Genomic DNA, 23,330 nt, shown 5'->3' with positions numbered 1-23,330 from the left:
CTCAGCCCTTCATCATATTGACGTCTTCGACCGCGATCGAGCCGCGGTTGCGGTAGAAGACAACGAGAATTGCAAGACCGATCGCCGCCTCGGCAGCCGCGACCGTCAGGATGAACAGCGCGAAGACCTGGCCGACGATGTCGTTCAGGAAGGAGGAGAAGGCGACCATGTTGATGTTGACGGCAAGCAGGATCAGTTCGATCGACATCAGGATGACGATGACGTTCTTCCGGTTCAGGAAGATACCGAAGACGCCGAGCGTGAAGAGGATGGCGCTGACCGTCAGGTAATGGGAAAGTCCGATGACCATGTTCTTTGTTCCTTGACCTGCCTTTAGACGCCCTGCCCGGGCTTGACCGAAACCACCTCGACGGCGGTGGCGGGCGTGCGGGCAACCTGTCTGGAAATATTCTGCCGCTTGATGTTGGTGCGGTGCCTCAGCGTCAGAACGATCGCGCCGATCATGGCTACCAGGAGCACCAGGCCGGCGATCTGGAAGAAGTAGACGTAGTTGGTGTAGAGAACGTCGCCGAGAGCGGCCGTATTCGTGCGCTCGCTGAGCGCCGGGATCGGCATGGCAACGGTCTTTGCGATCTCAGGCGAGATGACGCTGCCGCCGATGACGACGATCAGCTCGGCTGCGAGGATGACCCCGATCAGGCCGCCGATGGGCGCATATTCGAGAACACCGGCGCGAAGCTCGGTGAAGTCGATGTCGAGCATCATCACCACGAAGAGGAAGAGAACCGCGACGGCACCGACATAGACGACGAGCAGGATCATCGCCAGGAATTCGGCGCCGAGCAGCAGGAAGAGGCCGGCGGCATTGAAGAACACCAGGATCAGGAACAGAACCGAGTGAACCGGGTTCTTCGCCCAGATAACCATGAACGCCGACGCCACCGCGACAAAGGCGAAAAGATAGAAAAATAGAGCCTGCAGACCCATGTTGGTGCCTTTTTCATCTTCCCCCGGGCAGCCGGGAGTTTCCCTGCCCGATAGAGCTTTTCACGGCGCTAACCGGCAAAGCTCCTGTGCATATTGACCGCGACGCCTAGGCGCTCTCGCGGCATTTCAAAATCTCAATCAGCGGTACGGCGAGTCGATCGCGATGTTGCGTGCGATTTCGCGCTCCCATCGGTCTCCGTTATCCAGAAGCCGCGCCTTGTCGAAATAGAGTTCTTCGCGAGTTTCAGTCGCAAATTCGAAATTCGGCCCTTCGACGATCGCGTCCACCGGGCAGGCTTCCTGGCAGAAGCCGCAATAGATGCACTTCACCATGTCGATGTCGTAACGCACCGTGCGGCGCGTGCCGTCGTTGCGGCGCGGACCGGCCTCGATGGTGATCGCCTGGGCAGGACAGATCGCCTCGCAGAGCTTGCAGGCGATGCAGCGTTCCTCGCCGTTCGGGTAACGGCGCAACGCATGCTCGCCGCGGAAACGCGGAGAAACCGGCCCCTTTTCGAAGGGATAGTTGATCGTCGCCTTCTGGCGGAAGAAATAACGCATCGACAAGAAGAAGGCGCCGACGAATTCCTTGAGAAACAGCGAGTTGATGGAGCTGGACAAGCTTGCCATCTTCAACCTCCAATTTTGCCGGAAACGAGAGCGGACATGATCATGCCCAACCCATCAGTTTCAGCACGAATGCAACGATGACGACCATGGCGAGCGACAGCGGCAGGAAAACCTTCCAGCCGAGGCGCATGAGCTGGTCGTAGCGGTAGCGCGGAACGAAAGCCTTGACCATCGCGAACATGAAGAACACCAGGCAGGCCTTCAGTGTGAACCAGATGATGCCCGGAACCCAGTTGAGGATCCAGATATCGACCGGAGGCAGCCAGCCGCCCAGGAAGAGGATCGTCGTCAGCGCGCACATCAGGCAGACGGCCGCATATTCGCCCAGCATGAACATCATGTATGGCGAGGAGCCGTATTCGACCATGAAGCCGGCGACGAGTTCCGATTCGGCTTCCGGAAGGTCGAAGGGCGGACGGTTCGTCTCGGCGAGCGCCGAAATGAAGAAGACGATGAACATCGGGAAGAGCGACAGCCAATGCCAGTCGAGGAACGACGCCGGCAGGCCGAGCATGGTGCCGAGGCCGGTATGCTGCGCATTGACGATATCGGTCAGGTTCAGCGAACCGACGCAGAGAAGCACGGTGACGATGACGAAGCCGATCGAGACTTCATAGGACACCATCTGCGCGGCCGAACGCAGCGCGCCGAGGAACGGATACTTCGAGTTCGAAGCCCAGCCGCCCATGATGATGCCGTAAACTTCGAGCGACGAGATCGCGAAGATATAGAGGATACCGACATTGATGTTGGCGATCACCCATCCGTCGGCGAGCGGCACGACCGCCCAGGTGGAGAGCGCCAGAAGCACTGTTACCAGCGGGGCAAGCAGGAAGACAGCCTTGTTGGCGCCAGCCGGAATGATCGGCTCCTTGAAGACGAACTTCAGAAGGTCGGCGAAGGACTGGAACAGGCCGAAGGGACCGACGACGTTCGGGCCGCGGCGCAGCTGCACTGCCGCCCAGATCTTGCGGTCGGCGAGCAGCACGTAGGCGATGAAGACGAGCAGGCAGACGAGAAGCAGCAGCGACTGACCGATCATGATGATCGCCGGCCAGACATAGGTTGAAAAGAAAGAATCCATAGTCCCCTGCCCTTACTCTGCCGCGACTTTGAAGTTGTTGCGGGCCAATGCCGAGCACTCGGCCATGACAGCCGAGGCGCGCGCTATCGGGTTCGTCAAATAGAAGTCTTTCACCGGCGACGCAAACCCTGACTTGTTCATCTTGCCGGCTTTTTTCGCGACTGCGGCAATTTGGGCGCTATCGGTTTCGGCGATCTCGTCGATGGCGGCGAAATGCGGGAAAGCGGCATAGAGCCTTGCGCGCAATTCGCTCAGCGAATCGAACGGAAGCTTCTTGCCGAGCACGTCGGAAAGAGCGCGGATGATCGCCCAGTCCTCGCGGGCATCGCCCGGCGCAAAGCCTGCGCGGTTGCCCATCTGAACGCGGCCTTCGGTGTTGACCCAGGTGCCGGACTTTTCGGTGTAAGCTGCGGCCGGCAAGATGACGTCGGCGTGGTGCGCGCCGTTGTCGCCATGCGAACCGATATAGACGGTGAGCTTGGCCTTCTTGGCGGTAAAATCGAGTTCGTCGGCGCCGAGCAGGAAGAGCACGTCCATCGCCGTCAGCATCTCGGCGGCATTGACGCCCTTGGCGCCCGGCACGAAGCCGAGGTCGAGGCCGCCGACGCGCGAGGCAGCGGTGTGAAGGACAGCAAAACCGTTCCAGCCTTCAACGACCGCGCCGACCGAACCGGCAAGCTTGGCAGCGCTTGCGAGAACGCCGGCGCCGTCGGTGCGCGACAGCGCGCCCTGGCCGATGATGATCATAGGCTTTGCCGCATTCTTCAGGACATCCGCGAAGCCGTGGGTGCCGTCGACCAGATCCTTCAATGTGTCGGGACCGCCGCCGAGGTAATCATAGCTGTAGCGCAGCTCGCCCGGCTCACCGATCACGCCGATCGGGAACTTGCCGCGGCGCCAGCGCTTGCGGATGCGGGCGTTGAGGATCGCCGCTTCGAAGCGCGGATTGGCGCCGATGATCAGCAGTGCGTCTGCCTGGTCGATGCCTGCGATGGTCGGGTTGAAGAGGTAGCTCGCACGGCCAAGCGACGGATCGAGTGCCGTCCCATCCTGGCGACAGTCGAGGTTCTCCGAGCCCAGCGACTTCACCAGCTCCGAGAGCGCATACATTTCCTCGACGGAAGCGAGATCGCCTGATATCGCGCCGATCCTGTCGCCGGAGGTGGCGCTGACGGCTGCCTTGATGGCAGCGAAGGCCTCCGCCCAGGTGGCGGGCTGCAGGCGACCGTCGCGGCGGACATAGGGCCGGTCGAGGCGCTGGGTCTTCAGGCCGTCCCAGATGAAACGGCTCTTGTCGGAGATCCACTCCTCGTTGATCGCTTCGTTGACGCGCGGCAGGATGCGCATGACCTCGCGGCCACGGGTGTCGACGCGGATCGCCGAACCGACGGCATCCATGACGTCGATCGATTCGGTCTTGTTCAATTCCCAGGGACGCGCGGTGAAGGCGAAGGGCTTGGAGGTGAGCGCGCCGACCGGGCAAAGATCGACAACGTTACCCTGCAGCTCGGAGGTCATCGCCTGCTCGAGATAGGTGGTGATCTCGGCATCTTCGCCACGGCCGATCAGGCCGAGTTCGGAAATGCCGGCAACTTCTGTGGTGAAGCGGACGCAACGCGTGCAATGGATGCAGCGGTTCATCACTGTCTTGACGAGCGGGCCGATATACTTGTCCTCGACGGCGCGCTTGTCTTCCTGATAGCGCGAGGTGTCGATGCCGAAGGTCATCGCCTGGTCCTGCAGGTCGCATTCGCCGCCCTGGTCGCAGATCGGGCAATCGAGCGGATGGTTGATGAGCAGAAATTCCATCACCCCTTCGCGGGCCTTCTTGACCATCGGCGTATTGGTGAAGACCTCCGGCAGTTCGCCGTTCGGGCCGCCGCGAATGTCGCGAACGCTCATGGCGCAGGAGGCCTGCGGCTTCGGCGGGCCGCCCTTCACTTCGACGAGGCACATGCGGCAGTTACCGGCAACGGACAGGCGCTCGTGGAAGCAGAAGCGCGGAACCTCGGCGCCAGCGTCTTCACACGCCTGCAACAGCGTGAAATGATCCGGAACTTCGATCTCGTTTCCGTCAATCTTCAGTTTTGCCATCGTCGCTCAGTCCTGTTTCCCGTTTGCCTGAAGACGGCAAACAAACCTATTTTTGCAACATCATCATTGCCAAGCCGGATCTTTCGTCCTGCCGACAGCTGATGTCGCCGAAATTCTCTGTCGCGCGTTCCAGACCCGGAACCCGCTCGGCATCTGCAGCTTGAGGCCCCCGCCCGTACGCCGATCTGCCCATCTTTCCGGCCGCTTGATACGGCCGGACACTTTATCATTTCTTCCTGCGACCCCGCGTCGCGAGAATTTTTGCCTGGCCGGGCCAGTCGTCACGTCCGATACGGCCGTTGAAACCGAGTTCGGCGTCGAGCCGAGCAATTTCCTCGTCGCTCCAGCCGGCGATCTCGGCAAAACTGCGAATGCCCTTGGCGTTCAACACCTGCTCAAGCTTCGGGCCGATGCCGGCGATCAGCTTCAGATCGTCAGCCTTCGCCGTCCGCGTCACCGGCTTCGCTTTTGCGGCCGGCACCGGCTTGGCGGCGGGCATCGGCGCGCTGACCGGCGCAACGATCGTCAGTTTTGGCTTTGCCTTCCTCTCGACAACCGGCTTGCTCTCAGGCGCCGGCTTCTCGACAGCCTTGACGGCCGGGCGAATATTCTCCGGCCGAACATCGACGTTGGCCGTCGGCTCGTCCGGCGGCGTATCATCGAGAGCGGCGGCGAGCTTGCCTGTGGTTTCCAGGGCGCTCTGGAAGGCGCCGAAGAAGGCGCCCGCCATTTGGGTCGAGAGACCAACACCAATCGCGGTTGCGGCGGCAAAAGCTGCAGCGGGATGCGCCATCAGCGGATGCACCGGCATCGCCCGTGCATTTTCCAGCATCTCGGCGGCAAGCCGGCCGAAGCCGGCCGCGAAATCGGCAGCCTCTTCCTTCTTCCTGCCATCAGATGCCTTGTCCACCATGATTACTCAGCCGCCTCCAGAACCGCGCCGTGATCGAGCGCGCTTGCCGTATACTGGTCGATGCGCTTTTCGATCTCGGGGCGGAAGTTACGGATCAGACCCTGCACCGGCCATGCGGCGGCGTCGCCGAGCGCACAGATGGTGTGGCCTTCGATCTGCTTCGTCACCTGGAACAGCATGTCGATTTCGCGCTTCTGGGCATTGCCCTTGGCCATGCGCTCCATCACGCGCCACATCCAGCCCGTGCCTTCGCGGCAGGGCGTGCACTGGCCGCAGCTCTCGTGCTTGAAGAAGGCCGAGATACGGGCAATTGCCTTGATAACGTCGGTGGACTTGTCCATGACGATTGCGGCGGCCGTGCCGAAGGAGGAGCCGACGCCGCGCAGGCCGTCGAAATCCATCGGGCAGTCGATAATGTCCTTGGCCGGAACGATCGGGCAGGATGCGCCGCCCGGAATGACGGCGAGCAGGTTGTCCCAGCCGCCGCGGATGCCGCCGGCGTGGCGATCGACCAGCTCGCGGAAGGTGATGCCCATTTCCTCTTCGACCGTGCACGGCTTGTTGACGTGGCCGGAGAGCATGAACAGCTTGGTGCCGACATTGTTCGGGCGACCGATGGCCGAGAACCAGCCGGCGCCGCGGCGCAGGATCGTCGGTGCAACAGCAATCGATTCGACGTTGTTGACCGTCGTCGGGCAGCCGTAGAGACCCATATTGGCCGGGAATGGCGGCTTCAGGCGCGGCTGGCCCTTCTTGCCTTCGAGGCTTTCGAGCAGCGCGGTTTCTTCGCCGCAAATATAGGCGCCGGCGCCGTGATGGACGTAGATGTCCATGTCCCAGCCGAGCTTGTTGTTCTTGCCGAGCAGACCGTAATCATAGCACTCGTCGATCGCCGCCTGCAGCGCTTCGCGCTCTCTTATATATTCGCCGCGCACGTAGATGTAAGCCGCATTGGCGCCCATGGCGAAGCTTGCGATGACGCAGCCTTCGATCAGCGTATGCGGATCGTGGCGCATGATGTCGCGGTCCTTGCAGGTACCGGGCTCGGATTCGTCGGCGTTGACGACGAGATAATGCGGGCGGCCGTCGCTTTCCTTCGGCATGAAGGACCATTTGAGACCGGTGGGGAAGCCGGCGCCACCGCGACCGCGAAGGCCGGATGCCTTCATCTCGTTGATGATCCAGTCGCGGCCTTTTTCGAGGATGTGCTTGGTGCCGTCCCAGTGGCCGCGGCTCATCGCGCCCTTCAGGGATTTGTCCTTGAGGCCGTAGATGTTGGTAAAGATGCGGTCTTTATCTTGTAACATGCTTCACCTCTTACCGCGGCTTCTTGCCGAAGACCTTGATATATTCCGCTTCACCGCCCTTGGCGAGCGCCTTGGCCTGCTTGACCCAGTCGTCTCGCTCGATGCGGCCGCGGAAATTCAGGTAGCCATCGACCCATTCGCGCTCGGCCTTCTTCCAGCCTGCGACTTGTGCGAAGGTGAAGATGCCGATTTCGTTCAACGTCGCCTCGATCTTCGGACCGACGCCTGAAATCATCTTCAGATCATCCGGCGCAGCCGGCTTCTCGATGCCGGACGGACGGTTCTTGTCGGTCAGGCTGGGCTTTGCCGCCGGAGCTGCTTCCGCCTTGACCGCAGCCGCAGGCGCTGGTTCCGCAAGCGCGGTGCCGGAGATCGGCTGCTCCTGGGCAGCCTTTGCGTTCTTCGCCGCAGCCTTCGGCGCCGTTGCCGGCGTCTTCAGGGCGGCATTGGTTTCCGCGTCAGTGCTCTTCGGGCGGGCAGCCTCGGAGGGCGGAACCGGAGCGCCGTCGACAGGAGCCGAAATGGCTTCGGCATCCGTCTTCTTGGCGCGCGTCCTTGCCTTCGGCTCTTCCGTCGTCAGCGAGGTCGGCCCGCCTTCAGGTGCCGAGAATATCCGGTCGATCTGGGTGCCGGGCTTGACGCTTGCGCCGTTCCCGGCGGCAAAGGCGTCGATGATCTCTTCGAGACGCTCGGGCGTCAGGTCCTCGTAGGTGTCCTTGCCGATCATCACCATCGGGGCGTTGACGCAGGCCCCGAGACATTCGACCTCTTCCCAGGACAGCGTGCCTTCGGCATTGCGCTCGAAGGTATGGGCATGGATCTTGCTCTTGCAGACCGACATCAGCGCTTCCGAGCCCCGTAGCATGCAAGGCGTCGTGCCGCAGACCTGGACGTGGGCGCGTGTTCCTACAGGATGCAGCTGGAACTGCGTGTAGAAGGTCGCGACCTCGAGCACTCTTATGTAGGCCATATCCAGCATGTCGGCGATTTTCTCGATCGCCGCGCGCGTGACCCAGCCGTCCTGCTCCTGCGCCCGCATCAACAGCGGAATGACCGCCGATTGCTGGCGGCCGGCGGGGTATTTCTGGATCGTCTTGTCCGCCCAGACCGCATTCTCATCGCTGAATGCGAATGCGGCAGGCTGAAATTGATCTTCGGCTAATCGACGAACGGACATTCTTCCTCACGCCTTGTCAGTTTAGGGTTCCACACCGCGAAGCGGTCAAAGACTGCATTTCGCAGGCATAGGCCGACTGGTCTTTCTGCATAAACACTACGAATTTGCTGCCGTTCGGGACGGCAGCCTTGATCTGATAGCCCTTGGACAAAAGCTCGCCCATGGACGATTGCTGTGCCGGCGGCGTCACTTCCTTATGGCCCAGCGGCGTGCCGAGGGTGTCGGCCTCCTGAGCCGAAACCCCGGATGCCGAAAGGAGCATTGCGACGACGAGCGGCAGACGCTGCATCAGCGATCCACCTCGCCGAAGACGATGTCGAGCGAGCCGAGGACGGCCGCGATGTCGGCAAGCTGGTGGCCGCGGCACATGAAGTCCATCGCCTGCAGATGCGCATAACCGGGAGCGCGGATCTTGCAGCGATAGGGCTTGTTGCTGCCATCGGAGACGAGATAGACGCCGAACTCGCCCTTCGGCGCCTCGACGGCTGCATAAACTTCGCCGGCCGGCACGTGATAGCCTTCGGTGTAGAGCTTGAAATGGTGGATCAGCGCTTCCATCGAGCGCTTCATCTCGCCGCGCTTCGGCGGTACGACCTTGCCGTCGATCGACGAGAAAGGACCGGTCTTCGCATCCGAGAGCAGGCGGTTGACGCACTGCTTCATGATGCGGACCGATTCGCGCATCTCGATCATACGGATCAGATAACGGTCGTAGTTGTCGCCGTTCTTGCCGATCGGGATGTCGAATTCGAGATCGGAATAACATTCGTAGGGCTGCGCGCGGCGCAGATCCCAGGCAGCGCCGGAACCGCGCACCATGACGCCGGAGAAGCCCCAGGCCCAGCAATCTTCCAGCGAGACGACGCCGATATCGACGTTGCGTTGCTTGAAGATGCGGTTGCCGGTCAACAGGTTGTCGATATCGTCAAGCGCCTTCAGGAACGGGTCGCACCAATCGCCGATGTCCTGCACGAGCTTTTCGGGCAGATCCTGGTGGACGCCGCCCGGACGGAAATAAGCGGCGTGCATGCGCGAGCCGCTGGCGCGCTCATAGAACACCATCAGCTTTTCACGCTCTTCGAAGCCCCAGAGCGGCGGCGTCAGCGCGCCGACGTCCATGGCCTGAGTCGTGACGTTCAGCAGATGCGAGAGGATGCGGCCGATTTCCGAATAGAGAACGCGGATCAACTGGCCGCGGATCGGGATCTCGATGCCGAGCAGCTTTTCGACGGCCAGCGCATAGGCATGTTCCTGGTTCATCGGCGCGACATAGTCGAGGCGATCGAAATAGGGCACTGCCTGAAGATAGGTCTTCGTCTCGATCAGCTTCTCGGTGCCGCGATGCAGCAGGCCGATATGCGGATCGACGCGTTCCACAATTTCGCCGTCAAGCTCCAGGACAAGACGAAGAACGCCGTGCGCCGCCGGATGCTGCGGCCCGAAATTGATGTTGAAGTTGCGGACGTTATGTTCGGTCATGGCGATGGCTCGCGTTCTCAGATAACCAGTGAATGACGGGCGCAGTGCCTGTCAGCCGCCTTGGATTTTATTGTTTCGCCTTTTCGTCGCCAGGAAGCACATAATCCGTGCCTTCCCAGGGCGACATGAAGTCGAAGTTGCGGAATTCCTGCTTCAACTCGACCGGCTCGTAAACGACGCGCTTTGCCGCATCGTCGTAACGGACCTCGACGAAACCTGTCGTCGGGAAGTCCTTGCGTAGCGGGTGGCCTTCGAAACCGTAGTCGGTCAGGATGCGGCGCAGATCCGGATGGCCGGTGAAGAGCACGCCGTACATGTCCCAGGTTTCGCGCTCGAACCAGTCGGCGCCGGGATAGACGGCGCAGGCGGACGGAACCGGCGTATCCTCATCGGTTGCGACCTTGACGCGGATGCGCAGGTTCTTCTTCGGCGACAGCAGATGATAGACGACATCGAAACGCAGCTCGCGCTGCGGCCAGTCGACGCCGCAAATATCGATCAGATTGACGAAACCACATTTGGTGTCGTCACGCAGGAAGGTCAGAAGCGCGATCACGTTCTCACCCGTTGCCGTCAGCGTCAGCTCGCCATACTTCATCTGCGAAGCGGCGATCAGGTTGCCGCGCGCTTCGCCAAGGTAGGACGCAAGCTCTGTCAGGGCTTCACTCATATGCCTTGTCCTTAACCCTTAGCGTTCGATCGTGCCGGTGCGCCGGATCTTCTTCTGCAGCAGAAGCACGCCGTAGAGCAGCGCCTCGGCCGTGGGGGGACAGCCCGGCACGTAAATGTCGATCGGCACGACGCGGTCACAGCCGCGCACGACCGAATAGGAATAGTGATAATAGCCGCCACCATTGGCGCAGGAGCCCATCGAGATGACGTAGCGCGGCTCGGGCATCTGGTCGTAGACCTTGCGCAGCGCCGGCGCCATCTTGTTGGTCAGCGTGCCGGCGACGATCATCACGTCGGACTGGCGCGGCGAGGCGCGCGGCGCAAAACCGAAGCGCTCGACGTCATAACGCGGCATCGACAACTGCATCATTTCGACAGCGCAGCAGGCAAGGCCGAAGGTCATCCACATCAGCGAGCCGGTGCGGGCCCAGTTGATCAGTTCGTCGGTCGAGGTGACGAGAAAACCCTTGTCGGCGAGTTCATTGTTGATCTCGCCAAAGAAGGCGTCGTTGCTGCCGATCGGCTTGCCGGTCGAAGGATCGATGATCCCTTTCGGCTGCTGGGCGACGAGCGGTTGATTGCTCACAGGGGCTACTCCCATTCCAGGGCTCCCTTCTTCCATTCATAGATAAAACCGATGGTCAACACGAGAAGGAAGACCATCATGGACCAGAAGCCGAACCAGCCGATGGCGCCAAAGGAAACGGCCCAGGGAAAGAGGAAGGCGACTTCGAGGTCGAAGATGATGAAGAGAATCGACACGAGGTAGAAGCGGATGTCGAACTTCATGCGGGCGTCGTCGAAAGCGTTGAAGCCGCATTCGTAAGCCGAGAGCTTTTCCGAATCGGGCGCTTTGAAAGCCACGGCAAACGGCGCGATGAGCAGCGCCAGGCCAATGACAAGCGCGATACCGATAAAGATGGCGATCGGAATATAGGAACTGAGCAGTTCAGTCATCATGTTCATCCCTGCTTGCCGGCGGCGCCAGGCGGCGCATATGGGCAAATGCCCGGCAAGCGAACGTGCGTTGCAACAAGCCGTGGTTAGCGCAGCCGAAGCCCCGGCGCAAGACTTTATACAGAGGCAATTCGACGAGTGCGCGCGGACATTATCAAGCAGATGCAACGATGTCGCGACAAATCCGCGCAAGCCGTCTGAACCCGCATGGCTGACCGCTGGAAACTGCATGGCTTTCAGAAGAAAATGGCGCGAGTGACGGGGCTCGAACCCGCGACCTCCGGCGTGACAGGCCGGCACTCTAACCGACTGAGCTACACCCGCGCATAACGGACGGAAGAGCCGGACGGCGGCGAATTTCGCCGGCTTTGAAATGGCGCGAGTGACGGGGCTCGAACCCGCGACCTCCGGCGTGACAGGCCGGCACTCTAACCGACTGAGCTACACCCGCACTTCATTTCAAGCAATCCGGATGCCTTCGCACCCTCTCCGAAACGGCTGCCCGTTTCGATGAGCGGCTAACTACGGGGTTCGCCTTTTAGTGTCAAGCAGGTTTGGAGACAAAACCATGACAGTCGTTGAATTGTTTCGGCAAAGCCTGCAATTCCCTTGCCCGCTGCCGCGCCGGCACCCGATCGAAGGCGACGACGCAGTCCAAACGAATATGCCCGCGTCTTCCCCCTCCCCTTTATCCACAGCCGGTGCGAGCCTGTTGGGCATCGCCGGACACAGGATCACCGGCAAAAAAATCAAAAAATCTTCACAAACACTCTTGCGGTTTTGCCGCGATCCGCATAGATCACGGCCACCAACGCGGCGGGCCGATGCGGCTTCGTTTGCGATGGGCGATTAGCTCAGTTGGTAGAGCGCCTCGTTTACACCGAGGATGTCGGGAGTTCGAGTCTCTCATCGCCCACCATTTCTTTTCCCCTAAACAGCTTCAGATGCGCGCCGCTCGAAAGCTAGCGCTCCACCAGAACGGACTACTCCGTCCGCCATGCCGCTACCTCCTATTGGGCGAATGGATGGCGGCCGGCAAAAGTGGGAGAATTCGCCGCCCGGAAAGTCTCCGCGCTCAAAGGCTACGACGCCTGGAGGTGTGCCATGAGGACCCTGCGCTCCGTATTGACGCTGTGCATCGCGATTGCCCTTTGCACGCCAACTGCCAGATATGTCACCCTGCCCGGATATGCGTTCAAGACGAATCCGCAATGCCAGCGCCATGAACCAAAGACGAGATTTGACAGAAAGTGCGACTGGCCGAGAGTGGGCTTCAAGGACTTTACGCCCCCACTTGTGACCTGGCTTGGAATCTGAAGATCCTGCTCAGACAAGTCATCGCAATCCGGAAGCGCATGAACACTGCCGGATGCGCGTTCTCATTTTCTCCGACTCAGCTGTGAGAGCGTGATCGGGGTAACGAGCATCCCTTATTCGGTGGTGCTCGCCCCATCATTCACCCCTTCGCCAGTTCTTTATCCACCGCCGAGACCAGCCGCGAATCATCCGCCGTCACGTCAGGCGCGAAGCGGCCGGCGATTTTGCCGTCGCGGCCGATCAGGAATTTTTCGAAGTTCCAGAGGATATCGTCTTCGTCGCCCGATATGCCGTGGGATTTCAGGCGTTCACGCATCGGGCCGTCGCCTGTTGTCTTCACGCCCGATTTGGTCAGCTGCCTGTAGAGCGGGTGCTGGGCCTCGCCTTTGACCGAAATTTTCGAGAAGATCGGGAATTTGACGTCATAGGTCAGGGTGCAGAAGTCGAGGATCTCGGCGTCGGTGCCGGGCTCCTGGCCCTTGAAGTCGTTGGCAGGGAAAGCGGCGATGACGAAACCGCGCTCGCGCTTTTCCTCATAAAGCTTTTCGAGCCCGTCATATTGCGGCGTGAGCCCGCATTTCGAGGCGACATTGACGATCAGGAGCACTCTACCCTTGTATTCGTTGAGCGTGGTTTCGCGACCGTCCACTGTTTTGACAGGGATATCCAGCACATTGCCCGTCACGGGAGCCTCCAATTTTATAGGAACATGTTCGCCAAACTTAGCGATATCGCCGCCATTGTCATCAGCGTCGGGATCAACTTGGCTTCTGGATAGTGCCGGTGCGGCTTGTGGCCGCACCGCCATCGCAGCCTGTCAGGCGGGGGATGTTTCCCTCACGTCGTCCAGCAGGAAGTGGACGACGATATAATCCTTCTTGTAGTGGCGGCCGCTGTCCGACACAGCCTCGAGACTGCCGCCGTCCTTCGGATGCCAGGCGTGGTAATGGGGATTGGTGGTGATCAGCGTGATCGCCTTGCCCGAGAAACTTCCTTCGCCAAGCCGGAAGCGCATCTCGGCGAGCGGCCAGATCCGCTCGTAATCCTCCATGGCAATGCGTGCCTTCAGCGCTTTGCGGCGCAGCGGCGCTTCACCTGGCTCTGCGGGAGATTCCAGCACCACCTCTTCGGCATCGTCAATGATGGCATTGAATTCGTCAGGCCACATCCGTCTCATGAATCGCTCCTCCCAGGGCTCTTTGCCGGTTTGCAGATGAAACTTAACGCTTTGCTCGAAAGAAGCAAATTCCTGTCATGCGGTTGTCATCGGCGTCGGCTGCTCCTACGTTCCCCTCGAACCGCATCAGGGCCGTCAGTCGCCCGCAGTCCCGAGATCAGAGATGAAGACACGTGAAGAAAGGCAGGCGCTCCGGGCGAACATGCCGCGCACTCCCCTCAGCGCCCATCATATGGAAAACGCCCGTCTGCTGCCGGACCGCGGCGAATTGCTCTACCGCATCCCGAACGGCGGCATCGGGGTCGAGGTGGGAGCGGCCTTCGGCGAATATACGGCGGAGATCCTGGAAAAGAACCGGCCGGCCCAGCTCTACCTCATCGATCCCTGGTCGATGGATCGCTACAGCTCCGGCCTCGATTCGATCCATACGAAGTTCGCGGCCGAGATCGAGGCCGGCCGGCTGCATCTGATGCAGGGCACATCGCTCGAAAAGCTTGCCGAATTCGAGGACGACTTTCTCGACTGGGCCTATATCGATACCGACCATTCCTTCGAGCTCACCTGGCAGGAACTCCTGCTCTGCGAGAGGAAGGTGAAGCGGACGGGACGTATTGCCGGGCATGATTTCTGCACCGGCAACACGGTCAAGCCGATCGTCTACGGCGTCGTCGAGGCGGTTACCAAGTTCTGCAAGGATTATGGCTGGCAATTCGAGTTTCTGACGGTCGAATCACACGCGCATTTTTCCTATTGCCTGAAACGGCTCTGAACCGCTTCACACCTTGCCGGAATATTGTTCGTCGCTCACCTGCTCCAACCAGTCTGCGACACTGCCATCCAGCGCTTCATGGATGGCGATATGCGTCATTGCCGTGTCCGGGGCAGCACCGTGCCAATGTTTTTCGCCCGGCGCGAACCAGATCGTGTCGCCGATCCTGATCTCGCGGATTTCCCCGCCCCAGCTCTGGGCGAGTCCCTTGCCTGATGTAACGATCAGCGTCTGGCCGAGCGGATGCGTGTGCCAGGCCGTGCGGGCGCCAGGCTCGAAGGTGACGGAGGTTGCCCTCAACCGAGCCGGCGCCGGCGCTTCCATCAGCGGGTCCTGGCGAACGGCGCCGGTGAAATAGTCGGCCGGCGCCTTCATCGAGGGGCGAGAGCCGGCGGGTGTGATCTCCATGATCTTTCCTTTTCCATCCATTGCGGTTGAAGCCTTGTAACGCGACGATATTTCATCAAGGCGACCGATCAAAGCCGGTTCGTCAATTGCCGCACAGTCGCCCGCCTGATAGTCCGGTGTCTTTCATCACTAAAGCGCGCCGCATCGTTCCTGATTCATGCGACGTGCCGGCTCTTTGTTTTTATGCATGTCGTCGCTGCAAGCTTCCAGGCGACAAGCAGTAGGGAGGATTTTTCATGAAACACCATGCTTTCGGCCGCATGCCTTTCACCGTCACCAATGTCGGCTTCGGCGCCTGGCAGATCGGCGGCTCCTGGGGCGATATCAGCGAGGCGGACGGACGCGCGGCGCTGAATTCCGCGCTCGATGCCGGCATGACCTTCATCGACACGGCTGACGTTTACGGCGACGGGCGCTCGGAAAAGATCATCGCCGACGTCTTGAAGGCGCGCGGCGGAGAACGCCCGATGGTCGCCACCAAGGCGGGCCGACGCCTCAACCCGCATGTCGCCGAAGGCTACACCAAGGCCAATCTGGAAGGCTTCATCGACCGCAGCCTTGAGAATCTCGCCGTCGACAGCCTCGACCTCGTGCAGTTGCACTGCCCGCCGCGTGAAGTGCTTTACCAGCCTGAAGTCTTCGAGAGTCTGAACGAGCTGCAGAAGGCCGGCAAGATCAAAGGTTACGGCGTCAGCGTCGAAAAGGTCGAGGACGGGCTGAAGGCGATCGAATATCCCGGCGTTGTCAGCATCCAGATCATCTACAACATCTTCCGCCAGCGCCCGGATCACCTGTTCTTCCAGGAGGCGCGCCGCAGGAACGTGGCGATCATCGCCCGCGTGCCGCTCGCAAGCGGCCTGCTCTCCGGCAAGATCACCCGCGACACCCAATTCGCCAATGATGACCATCGCAACTTCAACCGCCACGGCGAAGCCTTTGATGTTGGCGAGACCTTCGCGGGCGTTCCCTTCGACGTCGGCCTTCAGGCGGTGGAGGAAGTGCGCAAGCTCGTTCCGGCAGGGGCGACCATGGCCGCCTTTGCGCTGCGTTGGATCCTGATGAGCGATGCCGTCACCGTCGTCATTCCCGGCGCCCGCAATGCCGAGCAGGCCAAGGCCAACGCCACCGCCGCCGACCTCGCACCGCTTTCGGCCGACGTCATGGCGGCAACGCGCGAGATCTACGAGCGGCTGATCGCCCCGCATGTGCATCAGCGCTGGTAGGCGTCGACACTCGAGAACAAATAGCCGAAACGCAGATGGCCGGGTTTTCACCCGGCCATTTTCATTTCATCGATTCTCATCATCGTTCCACTCGCGCCGGACAACAATCCGGAGCGACATTTCAGAGGGCTTGCGTCAGGCCACTTCCCTTTCCCGGCGCATCTCGTTCCTCATGATGAAGAGCGATGAGCCAAGGATGAGTGCTGCCCCCAGCCAAAAGTAGCCGGCCGGCGCATAGCCGAAGAACAGCCAGCCGGCGAGCACGTTCAGCGGCAGCTTCAGATCGTCGAACGGCTGCACATAGGCGGCATCGGCGCTGGCATAGGCAAGGGTCAGCAGATATTGCGCCACGACCGTCAGGAGGCCCGCGAGCAGGAAGAGCGCGAGCGCCGCACCCGTCGGCACCGCAAAGCCCGCGGCAAGCGCCAGGCCGCCGTTGATCGGCGTCAGCAGCACCAGCAGCCAGACGGTAATCGTCTCCGGCTTCTCGATGCCGGTGAGGCTCTTGGTGATGAGCGACGAGGCGCCCCACAGCAGCGCTGAGAGAACAGGCAGCAATGCGGCCCAGGTGAAGCTGTCCGACCATGGCTGGAGGATGATCATCGCGCCGGCGAAGCCGACGGCCGTTGCCGCCCAACGGACCGGACCGACACGTTCGCCGAGAAACAGTCGGGCGCCAAGGATGATGAAGAAGGGCGAGGTCATGACGAGTGCGATCGCCTGCCAGATCGGCACCGAGGCGAGGCCCGAAACCCAGGCCTCGACACCGAGCGCGGCAAAGACAACGCGCACGACATGCCGCCACGGATAGTTGGTGCGCATTGCCGAAAGGCCGGCCTTGCGCAGGAAAGGCAAGGAAAAGAGGAAGGCGAAGGCATATTGCCAGAAAGCCGTAGAGGCCGAGGGAAAGGCGAGCTCCATGGTCAGCCACTGGGTGACGACGTTGAGGAGCGAGAAGGCCACGCCTCCAAGCACCATGAAAGCGGCGCCGGCAAAGGCGCGGGATTGCGAGACTGCAAGGGAATTCTGATTGAACGAAGCCGCTTTCGCGGCATTTGGAGGATCTGATTGCATGAAGTGCTCCTGATTTGAAGGAATGGGTTGTTTTGCCCAACCTTCAAACAGGAGATGACGATGACGGAGATGAGCCCTCTACGCCGGCGGATGATCGAGGACATGACGATCCGCAACCTTTCGCCTGCGACGCAACGATCGTATTTGCATGCGGTGGCGAAGTTCTCGCGCTATTTCGGGCGATCGCCAGACCATCTCGGACTGGAAGACGTGCGTGCGTTTCAGGTGCATCTGGTGTCGTCGGGCCTATCGTGGCCGGCGTTGAACCAGACAGTCTGCGCGCTGCGGTTCTTCTTTGGCGTCACGCTCGGTCATGCCGAGATACCGGAGCGCATTGCCTATGCGCGGACACCCTCCAAGCTGCCGACGATATTGAACGGCGACGAGATCGTGCGGTTTCTGGAAGCAGTTCCGAGCCTGAGAACCCGTACCGCACTGACGACAGCCTATGCGGCGGGGCTGCGCGCCTCGGAAGCTGTCCATCTCAAGGTCCGCGACATTGATGGCGAACGCGGCATCATCCGCGTCGAGCATGGCAAGGGCGGAAAGGATCGCAACGTCATGCTGTCAGCGCAGTTGCTCGCGATCCTGCGGGTCTATTGGCGGCTGGCGAGACCCGAGGTCTGGCTGTTTCCGGGCCGGGACGAGACCAAACCCATCGACGTCCAGGTTCTGTATTCTGCCTGCCGTTCGGCGTGCACCGCGGCCGGCATCGACAAAAGGGTGACGGTGCATACGCTGCGCCACAGCTTTGCCACCCATCTTCTCGAAAGCGGAACGGACATCCGCATCATCCAGGTTTTGCTCGGCCACAACAATCTGTCCACCACGGCACGCTACACGAAGGTCTCCAATACCCTGATCCGCAGCACGACCAGCCCGCTCGACCGGCTGACGCTGGAGGTGGTGCCGCCAAGCTGAGCAAGCTTCGCCATGGCGGCGGGACTGGAGGTGGCGGACATTTTTCGCCGCCACGGGGAAAGATATCGTCAAGCCCACGACACCCATCTCGGGCGTGTCGAACGCCGGGTCATGAGTGCGGTCGAGATGTGCCGGACCGCTCGCCTGGGCGGGCATGTCCAGCAATGTCAGGACTGCGCGGCGTTCCGCATCGCCTATAATTCCTGTCGCAACCGGCATTGCCCAAAGTGCCAGGGACAGGCGAGCCGTGACTGGCTTGCTGCCCGGCAGGCCGACCTTCTGCCGGTCGGCTATTTCCACGTGGTCTTCACCCTACCGCAGCAGATCGCCGCGATCGCCTTCCAGAACAAAAATGCCGTTTACACGATCCTCTTTCGCGCCGTCGCCGAGACGCTACGCAGGCTTGCTGCCGATCCCAAGCATCTGGGTGCAGAGATCGGCTTCATCGCGGTGTTGCACTCCTGGGGCCAGACGCTCCATTATCACCCGCATATCCATTGCATCGTGCCGGGCGGCGGATTGTCGGCCGACCAGTCCCGCTGGGTTGCCTGCCGGACAAACTTCTTCCTGCCCGTGCGGGTTCTGTCACGCCTGTTCCGGCGGCTGTTTCTCGAAGAGCTGAAGCAGGCCTACGACCTGGACCAGCTTCAGTTCTTTGGCGATATCGCCGGCCTGGCCAATCCGGCGGCGTTCAATCACATTGTCAAAGAAACGCGGCGTGTCGACTGGGTGGTCTATGCCAAGCCGCCATTTGCCGGACCCGAACAGGTGCTGGCCTATCTCGGGCGCTATACCCATCGCATTGCCATCTCCAATTCCCGCCTCGTCAGCATCGATGGCGATCGCGTCACATTCCGATGGAAGGATTATCGAACGGGCGGCAGGCAAAAGGTGATGACGCTCGATGCCCACGAGTTCGTCCGCCGTTTCCTGCTTCACACCGTTCCGGACGGCTTTCACCGTATTCGTCATTACGGCCTGCTTGCCAATGGCCATCGACAACTGAAGCTGGACCTGTGCCGAAGCCTGCTCGACGTCCCGCCGCCGCCGGTCGAAGAACCGGACGCAAAGCCACCACCTTTGCGGCGCCGCTGCTCCTGTTGCGGCGGAACCATGACGATCATTGGCGCGTGGACCCCGCTCCAGCCGGTACGCCGGCCAGCATGGAACGACAGTTCATGATCATATCACGCCCGGCATCATTGCAACGATCAGCGTCGGCATGCCGAGGAGCCGCGAGGCGAGTGCTTTGGCCAATCATGCCAGCGCGATGTAATGGGCGACGTAAAGCGCAACAGAACCAAGGGTTCGGCCGATGCAAACCAGCCGACAGGAGCGTCAAAGACACCGCATACCGGCAAGAATCTCCTTCCAGACCTGTCCAAGTGCTCCGGCAAGGCTCGATTCCGCCAAACGCCATCCACCGCTTCGGCTAAATCCCCATAGCGCCAAACAACCCGCGCCTTCGCTCAATCCGGCTTCAATGAGGTCCGATCAGTGAATGCCGCACGCACAGCGCGCGGACCTCACAGAACCCTCCAGATTCATGTCTTCGATCCTGAACAGGGACTAACACAAATCAGGACGCATGAGCCAACGGCACGCAAACGCCGACAGTTCCCTGCCTGCACGCGGCCATGCTCATTCTCTTTCATCCGGACTATACCGTCGGCTCCGGAATTGCACCGGATCTGCTGACCCTTCCCTCGCCGAGGCTCCGGAAGGCGCTCGCGGGCTCGAGCCGCAGCCCTTACCGCCGGTGGGGACTTTCACCCCGCCCTGAGAACGGTTTCGTTCGTAGAACAAAGCGTTGCAGGGAGCAAACGAAAAGGGGTCCGGCGATGCCGAACCCCTCAAAAATCCTGCGCAACCGCTCTCGTGTACGGCTGGCGGACTATCTAATCAGCCGTTGACGGCATCCTTCAGGCCCTTGCCGGGCGTGAACTTCGGCACGTTACGTGCGGGAATGTCGACTTCAGCGCCGGTCGACGGGTTGCGGCCCTTCGTTGCGGCACGATGAGAAACAGTGAAGCTACCGAAACCCGCGAGGCGGATGTCGCCCTTGTTCTTGAGTTCAGCCTGTACAACGTCGAAAACCGCATCGACAGCGGAAGCCGCGTCAGACTTCGTCAGTCCAGCCTTTTCGGCCACTGCGGACACGAGTTCATTCTTGTTCATGTTTCCACCCCTTTCTAAATGGTATGAAACGACTCAAATGTAAGCTAGGCGCCGAATAGGTTTCATCAGGCCCGCCGAGAACCCAAAAGCCCTGCAAATCAAGGAAAAGCAAGCGTCTCCATGACGTTTTCACAAAAAAGGCTGGCGTTTCCGCCAGCCTTTTCGCGTCTTTTGGGCCAATTGGGCATAAATGTGGCAAGCGCCACTCAATGCGCTATGGTTGCCCCTGTATCATCAAGGCCTTCGACCGATGCAATGACCGGTGTTTCCACCGTGCCGTCCCACTCGATCGGCTCCGGTCGGCGGATCAGCGCATGCTTGATCACCTCGCCCATGCGGGATACCGGGATGATCTCCATGTTGTTCTTCACGTTGTCCGGAATCTCCGCCAGGTCCTTGGCGTTTTCCTCCGGAATCAGCACCTTCTTGATGCCGCCGCGAAGCGCTGCAAGCAGCTTTTCCTTGAGACCGCCGATCGGCAGCACGCGGCCGCGAAGGGTGATTTCACCGGTCATGGCCACATGCCTGCTCACCGGGATGCCGGTCATGATCGAGACGATGGCGGTCGCCATGGCGACGCCGGCCGAGGGACCATCCTTCGGCGTCGCGCCTTCCGGCAAGTGCACGTGGATGTCGCTCTTGTCGAAGCGCGGCGGCTCGATGCCGAAATCGACGGCGCGCGAGCGGACATAGGAGGCCGCCGCGGAGATCGATTCCTTCATCACGTCCTTCAGATTGCCGGTGACCGTCATGCGGCCCTTGCCCGGCATCATCACGCCTTCGATGGTCAGCAACTCGCCGCCGACTTCTGTCCAGGCAAGACCGGTCACGACACCGATCTGATCCTCGCCCTCGGCTTCGCCATGGCGGAAGCGCGGAACGCCCAGATAGTCGGCAATGTTGGCGGCCGTCACATGAACGGACTTCGTCTTGCCCTTGATGATCTCGGTCACCGCCTTGCGGGCGAGCTTCATCAATTCGCGTTCGAAGCTGCGGACACCGGCTTCACGGGTGTACTGCTGGCTGATCGCCATCAGGGCGTCGTCGCTGACCGAAAACTCTTCCGGCTGCAACGCATGTTCCTTGATGGCCTTGGGCAGCAGGTGCCGCTTGGCGATCTCGCGCTTTTCATCCTCGGTGTAGCCGGCGATACGGATGATCTCCATGCGGTCCATCAGGGGCGCCGGAATGTTCAGCGTATTCGCCGTCGTGATGAACATCACGTCCGAAAGGTCGTATTCGACTTCCAGGTAGTGGTCCATGAAGGTCGAGTTCTGCGCCGGATCGAGCACTTCGAGCAGAGCCGAAGACGGATCGCCGCGATAGTCCTGGCCGAGCTTGTCGATTTCGTCCAGCAGGAAGAGCGGGTTGGACTTCTTCGCCTTCTTCATCGACTGGATGACCTTGCCGGGCATCGAGCCGATATAGGTGCGGCGGTGACCACGGATTTCGGCTTCGTCGCGAACGCCGCCGAGCGCCATGCGGACATACTCACGGCCGGTCGCCTTGGCGATCGACTGGGCAAGTGAGGTCTTGCCGACGCCCGGAGGGCCGACGAGGCACAGGATCGGGCCCTTGATCTTGGTGGCGCGGGCCTGCACGGCGAGATATTCGACGATGCGCTCCTTGACCTTGTCGAGACCGAAGTGATCGGCTTCGAGGATCTTCTCGGCATTGTTGAGATCGGCCTTGATCTTCGACTTCTTGCCCCAGGGGATACCGAGCAGCCAGTCCAGATAGTTGCGCACGACGGTGGCTTCGGCCGACATCGGGCTCATCTGGCGCAGCTTCTTCAGCTCCGCATCGGCCTTTTCACGGGCTTCCTTGGACAGCTTGGTCTTGGAGATGCGCTCTTCCAGTTCGCTCATCTCGTCGCGGCCTTCCTCGCCGTCGCCGAGTTCCTTCTGGATCGCCTTCATCTGCTCATTGAGGTAGTATTCGCGCTGGGTCTTCTCCATCTGGCGCTTGACGCGCGAGCGGATACGCTTTTCGACCTGCAGAACCGAGATCTCGCCTTCCATGAAGCCAAGAGCCTTTTCGAGGCGAGCCTTGACGCTGGTGGTCTCCAGCATTTCCTGCTTCTCGGTGATCTTGATCGACAGATGCGAGGCGACCGTATCGGCGAGCTTGGAATAGTCGTCGATCTGGCTGGCGGCACCGACCACTTCCGGCGAAATCTTCTTGTTGAGCTTTACGTAGCTCTCGAATTCGGAAACGACCGAGCGCGACAGCGCTTCCAGTTCGACCGGATCGTCATGCGGCTCCTCGAGCACATGGCCGAGCGCCTCGTAGAAATCCTCGCGGCTGGTATAGGCGTCGATCTCGGCGCGCGCGCGGCCTTCGACGAGAACCTTCACGGTGCCGTCCGGCAGCTTGAGCAGCTGCAATACGTTTGCGACGGTGCCGACATTGTGGATCGCGGAAGGATCCGGATCGTCGTCGCTGGCATTGATCTGCGTCACCAGCATGATCTGCTTGTCGGAACCCATGACCTCTTCGAGCGCACGGATCGACTTTTCCCGTCCGACGAACAGCGGCACGATCATATGCGGGAAAACCACGATGTCGCGCAGGGGCAGAACAGGGTAGGCAGTGCTGCTCGCTACAGACGTTTTCTTCGTCATTTTTATGTCCTTTCCATCGTCCCGTTGCCGGGCTCTCTGCACGGCCGCTTGGGACCGGCCGGCACTCTCACTTGGCCTACAAGTGGAGGTTCTGACTACGCTTTTCAAGCCACGCTAACGCCCGCGTTCCCCGGATGTGACAGCTTTATTACAACGGAACGCCAACACTATGAAGCGCGTGGCTGGACCGGCGCTTACCACTTCCGACCTGGCTAAAATACAAACGCCAGCAATACGCTTACGGAATTCACTGCATCTTTGCCAAGCACCGCCCCTTGCGCAATATCGACAAAGGCAATCGCGGTTCCCATGCGAAAAATACTAACAGCGCCTCGCATGGTTTTTCAAATAGAAAGGGCTCGCCGACGGCAAGCCCCT

25 protein-coding genes, 3 tRNA genes and 1 riboswitch are annotated in these 23,330 nt (G+C 60.7%); of the genes, 7 read left to right on the top strand and 21 right to left on the bottom strand.

Translation table 11 applies throughout. The features are described 5' to 3' along the window. Position 1 precedes the first annotated feature (1 nt). From nuoK to EFD55_RS26790, 15 genes are all read right to left on the bottom strand, one after another. Positions 2-310 carry an NADH-quinone oxidoreductase subunit NuoK gene (nuoK, locus tag EFD55_RS26860; RefSeq protein ID WP_003547388.1) on the bottom strand — a complete coding sequence of 103 codons (309 nt, stop codon included), beginning with the start codon at positions 308-310 and terminating at the stop codon, positions 2-4. A 23-nt stretch (positions 311-333) separates the two neighbouring features. Continuing rightward, complete coding sequence (locus tag EFD55_RS26855; protein ID WP_125849176.1) at positions 334-948, bottom strand: NADH-quinone oxidoreductase subunit J; 615 nt, start codon at positions 946-948, stop codon at positions 334-336. Positions 949-1,086: 138 nt separating this feature from the next. Next, positions 1,087-1,578 carry an NADH-quinone oxidoreductase subunit NuoI gene (gene nuoI / locus EFD55_RS26850; protein WP_008521873.1) on the bottom strand — a complete coding sequence of 164 codons (492 nt, stop codon included), beginning with the start codon at positions 1,576-1,578 and terminating at the stop codon, positions 1,087-1,089. Between the two features lie 40 nt (positions 1,579-1,618). Then, on the bottom strand, positions 1,619-2,662 hold the full coding sequence (gene nuoH, locus EFD55_RS26845) for an NADH-quinone oxidoreductase subunit NuoH (RefSeq protein ID WP_125849174.1): 1,044 nt from the start codon (positions 2,660-2,662) through the stop codon (positions 1,619-1,621). 12 nt (positions 2,663-2,674) lie between these two features. After that, positions 2,675-4,756 (bottom strand): NADH-quinone oxidoreductase subunit NuoG, encoded by a 2,082-nt coding sequence (gene nuoG, locus EFD55_RS26840; RefSeq protein ID WP_125849172.1) that lies wholly within the window; start codon positions 4,754-4,756, stop codon positions 2,675-2,677. A gap of 226 nt (positions 4,757-4,982) precedes the next feature. Then, the gene (locus EFD55_RS26835) at positions 4,983-5,669 is read right to left on the bottom strand and encodes a helix-hairpin-helix domain-containing protein (protein ID WP_125849170.1); all 687 of its coding nucleotides are present in this window, start codon (positions 5,667-5,669) and stop codon (positions 4,983-4,985) included. Positions 5,670-5,671: 2 nt separating this feature from the next. Next, the gene (gene nuoF / locus EFD55_RS26830; RefSeq protein WP_125849168.1) at positions 5,672-6,976 is read right to left on the bottom strand and encodes an NADH-quinone oxidoreductase subunit NuoF; all 1,305 of its coding nucleotides are present in this window, start codon (positions 6,974-6,976) and stop codon (positions 5,672-5,674) included. 10 nt (positions 6,977-6,986) lie between these two features. Further along, on the bottom strand, positions 6,987-8,153 hold the full coding sequence (locus EFD55_RS26825) for an NADH-quinone oxidoreductase subunit E (protein WP_125849167.1): 1,167 nt from the start codon (positions 8,151-8,153) through the stop codon (positions 6,987-6,989). Positions 8,154-8,169: 16 nt separating this feature from the next. Beyond that, complete coding sequence (locus tag EFD55_RS26820) at positions 8,170-8,442, bottom strand: hypothetical protein (RefSeq protein ID WP_125849165.1); 273 nt, start codon at positions 8,440-8,442, stop codon at positions 8,170-8,172. Beyond that, positions 8,442-9,632 (bottom strand): NADH-quinone oxidoreductase subunit D, encoded by a 1,191-nt coding sequence (locus EFD55_RS26815; RefSeq protein WP_125849163.1) that lies wholly within the window; start codon positions 9,630-9,632, stop codon positions 8,442-8,444. Before EFD55_RS26815 ends, EFD55_RS26820 begins: the two co-directional genes overlap by 1 nt. Before the next feature lie 67 nt (positions 9,633-9,699). Further along, the gene (locus tag EFD55_RS26810; RefSeq protein WP_125849161.1) at positions 9,700-10,302 is read right to left on the bottom strand and encodes an NADH-quinone oxidoreductase subunit C; all 603 of its coding nucleotides are present in this window, start codon (positions 10,300-10,302) and stop codon (positions 9,700-9,702) included. An 18-nt stretch (positions 10,303-10,320) separates the two neighbouring features. Continuing rightward, entirely contained in the window at positions 10,321-10,905 is a 585-nt protein-coding gene (locus EFD55_RS26805) for a NuoB/complex I 20 kDa subunit family protein (RefSeq protein ID WP_125849159.1), read from the bottom strand. After that, the gene (locus tag EFD55_RS33320; protein ID WP_008521906.1) at positions 10,896-11,261 is read right to left on the bottom strand and encodes an NADH-quinone oxidoreductase subunit A; all 366 of its coding nucleotides are present in this window, start codon (positions 11,259-11,261) and stop codon (positions 10,896-10,898) included. The genes EFD55_RS26805 and EFD55_RS33320 overlap by 10 nt, the downstream gene beginning before the upstream one ends. 247 nt (positions 11,262-11,508) lie before the next feature. Beyond that, a tRNA-Asp gene (locus EFD55_RS26795) sits at positions 11,509-11,585 on the bottom strand. Positions 11,586-11,635: 50 nt separating this feature from the next. Beyond that, positions 11,636-11,712, bottom strand: a tRNA-Asp gene (locus tag EFD55_RS26790). Positions 11,713-11,829: 117 nt separating this feature from the next. On the opposite strand from EFD55_RS26790, the gene EFD55_RS26785 reads away from it, so the two are divergent. The 3 genes from EFD55_RS26785 (at position 11,830) to EFD55_RS34230 (ending at position 12,578) form a co-directional block, all read left to right on the top strand. After that, a complete protein-coding gene (locus EFD55_RS26785) occupies positions 11,830-12,114 on the top strand; it encodes a hypothetical protein (protein WP_125849155.1) in 285 nt (94 codons plus the stop codon). Beyond that, a tRNA-Val gene (locus tag EFD55_RS26780) sits at positions 12,105-12,180 on the top strand. The genes EFD55_RS26785 and EFD55_RS26780 overlap by 10 nt, the downstream gene beginning before the upstream one ends. Positions 12,181-12,365: 185 nt before the next feature. Continuing rightward, positions 12,366-12,578: a hypothetical protein gene (locus EFD55_RS34230; protein WP_125849153.1), complete on the top strand. Its 213-nt coding sequence runs from the start codon at positions 12,366-12,368 to the stop codon at positions 12,576-12,578. A 139-nt stretch (positions 12,579-12,717) separates the two neighbouring features. Here EFD55_RS34230 and EFD55_RS26770 read toward each other — a convergent pair whose 3' ends face one another. Together EFD55_RS26770 and EFD55_RS26765 are read right to left on the bottom strand one after the other, a co-directional pair. Continuing rightward, positions 12,718-13,263, bottom strand: coding sequence for a glutathione peroxidase (locus EFD55_RS26770; RefSeq protein WP_125849151.1), 546 nt, complete (start codon positions 13,261-13,263; stop codon positions 12,718-12,720). Positions 13,264-13,395: 132 nt separating this feature from the next. Then, positions 13,396-13,755 carry a hypothetical protein gene (locus EFD55_RS26765; protein ID WP_125849149.1) on the bottom strand — a complete coding sequence of 120 codons (360 nt, stop codon included), beginning with the start codon at positions 13,753-13,755 and terminating at the stop codon, positions 13,396-13,398. 163 nt (positions 13,756-13,918) lie between these two features. On the opposite strand from EFD55_RS26765, the gene EFD55_RS26760 reads away from it, so the two are divergent. Beyond that, positions 13,919-14,524, top strand: a complete 606-nt coding sequence (locus EFD55_RS26760; protein ID WP_125849147.1) for a class I SAM-dependent methyltransferase — start codon at positions 13,919-13,921, stop codon at positions 14,522-14,524. Positions 14,525-14,530: 6 nt separating this feature from the next. Here the strand turns inward: EFD55_RS26760 and EFD55_RS26755 are convergent, their stop codons facing one another. After that, positions 14,531-14,953 (bottom strand): (R)-mandelonitrile lyase, encoded by a 423-nt coding sequence (locus EFD55_RS26755; RefSeq protein ID WP_125849145.1) that lies wholly within the window; start codon positions 14,951-14,953, stop codon positions 14,531-14,533. A gap of 215 nt (positions 14,954-15,168) precedes the next feature. Here EFD55_RS26755 and EFD55_RS26750 point away from each other — a divergent pair, with 215 nt between their 5' ends. Then, positions 15,169-16,155, top strand: coding sequence for an aldo/keto reductase (locus tag EFD55_RS26750; RefSeq protein WP_125849143.1), 987 nt, complete (start codon positions 15,169-15,171; stop codon positions 16,153-16,155). Between the two features lie 135 nt (positions 16,156-16,290). On the opposite strand, the gene EFD55_RS26745 is transcribed toward EFD55_RS26750, so the two are convergent. Next, the gene (locus tag EFD55_RS26745) at positions 16,291-17,229 is read right to left on the bottom strand and encodes a DMT family transporter (protein ID WP_125849141.1); all 939 of its coding nucleotides are present in this window, start codon (positions 17,227-17,229) and stop codon (positions 16,291-16,293) included. A 60-nt stretch (positions 17,230-17,289) separates the two neighbouring features. Between EFD55_RS26745 and EFD55_RS26740 the strand changes: the two genes are divergently transcribed. Together EFD55_RS26740 and EFD55_RS26735 are read left to right on the top strand one after the other, a co-directional pair. After that, positions 17,290-18,150: a tyrosine-type recombinase/integrase gene (locus EFD55_RS26740; protein ID WP_125849139.1), complete on the top strand. Its 861-nt coding sequence runs from the start codon at positions 17,290-17,292 to the stop codon at positions 18,148-18,150. Positions 18,151-18,162: 12 nt separating this feature from the next. Further along, positions 18,163-19,332: an IS91 family transposase gene (locus EFD55_RS26735; protein ID WP_125849137.1), complete on the top strand. Its 1,170-nt coding sequence runs from the start codon at positions 18,163-18,165 to the stop codon at positions 19,330-19,332. Positions 19,333-19,789: 457 nt separating this feature from the next. After that, positions 19,790-19,941, bottom strand: a riboswitch (FMN riboswitch). 111 nt (positions 19,942-20,052) lie between these two features. Here EFD55_RS26735 and hupB read toward each other — a convergent pair. Both hupB and lon read right to left on the bottom strand, forming a co-directional pair. After that, positions 20,053-20,328, bottom strand: coding sequence for a DNA-binding protein HupB (hupB, locus tag EFD55_RS26730; RefSeq protein WP_003558438.1), 276 nt, complete (start codon positions 20,326-20,328; stop codon positions 20,053-20,055). A gap of 206 nt (positions 20,329-20,534) precedes the next feature. Further along, positions 20,535-22,952: an endopeptidase La gene (gene lon / locus EFD55_RS26725; RefSeq protein WP_125849135.1), complete on the bottom strand. Its 2,418-nt coding sequence runs from the start codon at positions 22,950-22,952 to the stop codon at positions 20,535-20,537. Between the last annotated feature and the right edge of the window lie 378 nt (positions 22,953-23,330).

It is taken from the genome of Rhizobium pisi (assembly GCF_003938655.1).
GTDB classification, from domain to species: domain Bacteria; phylum Pseudomonadota; class Alphaproteobacteria; order Rhizobiales; family Rhizobiaceae; genus Rhizobium; species Rhizobium pisi.
This window is presented reverse-complemented; position numbering and strand designations above follow the sequence as displayed.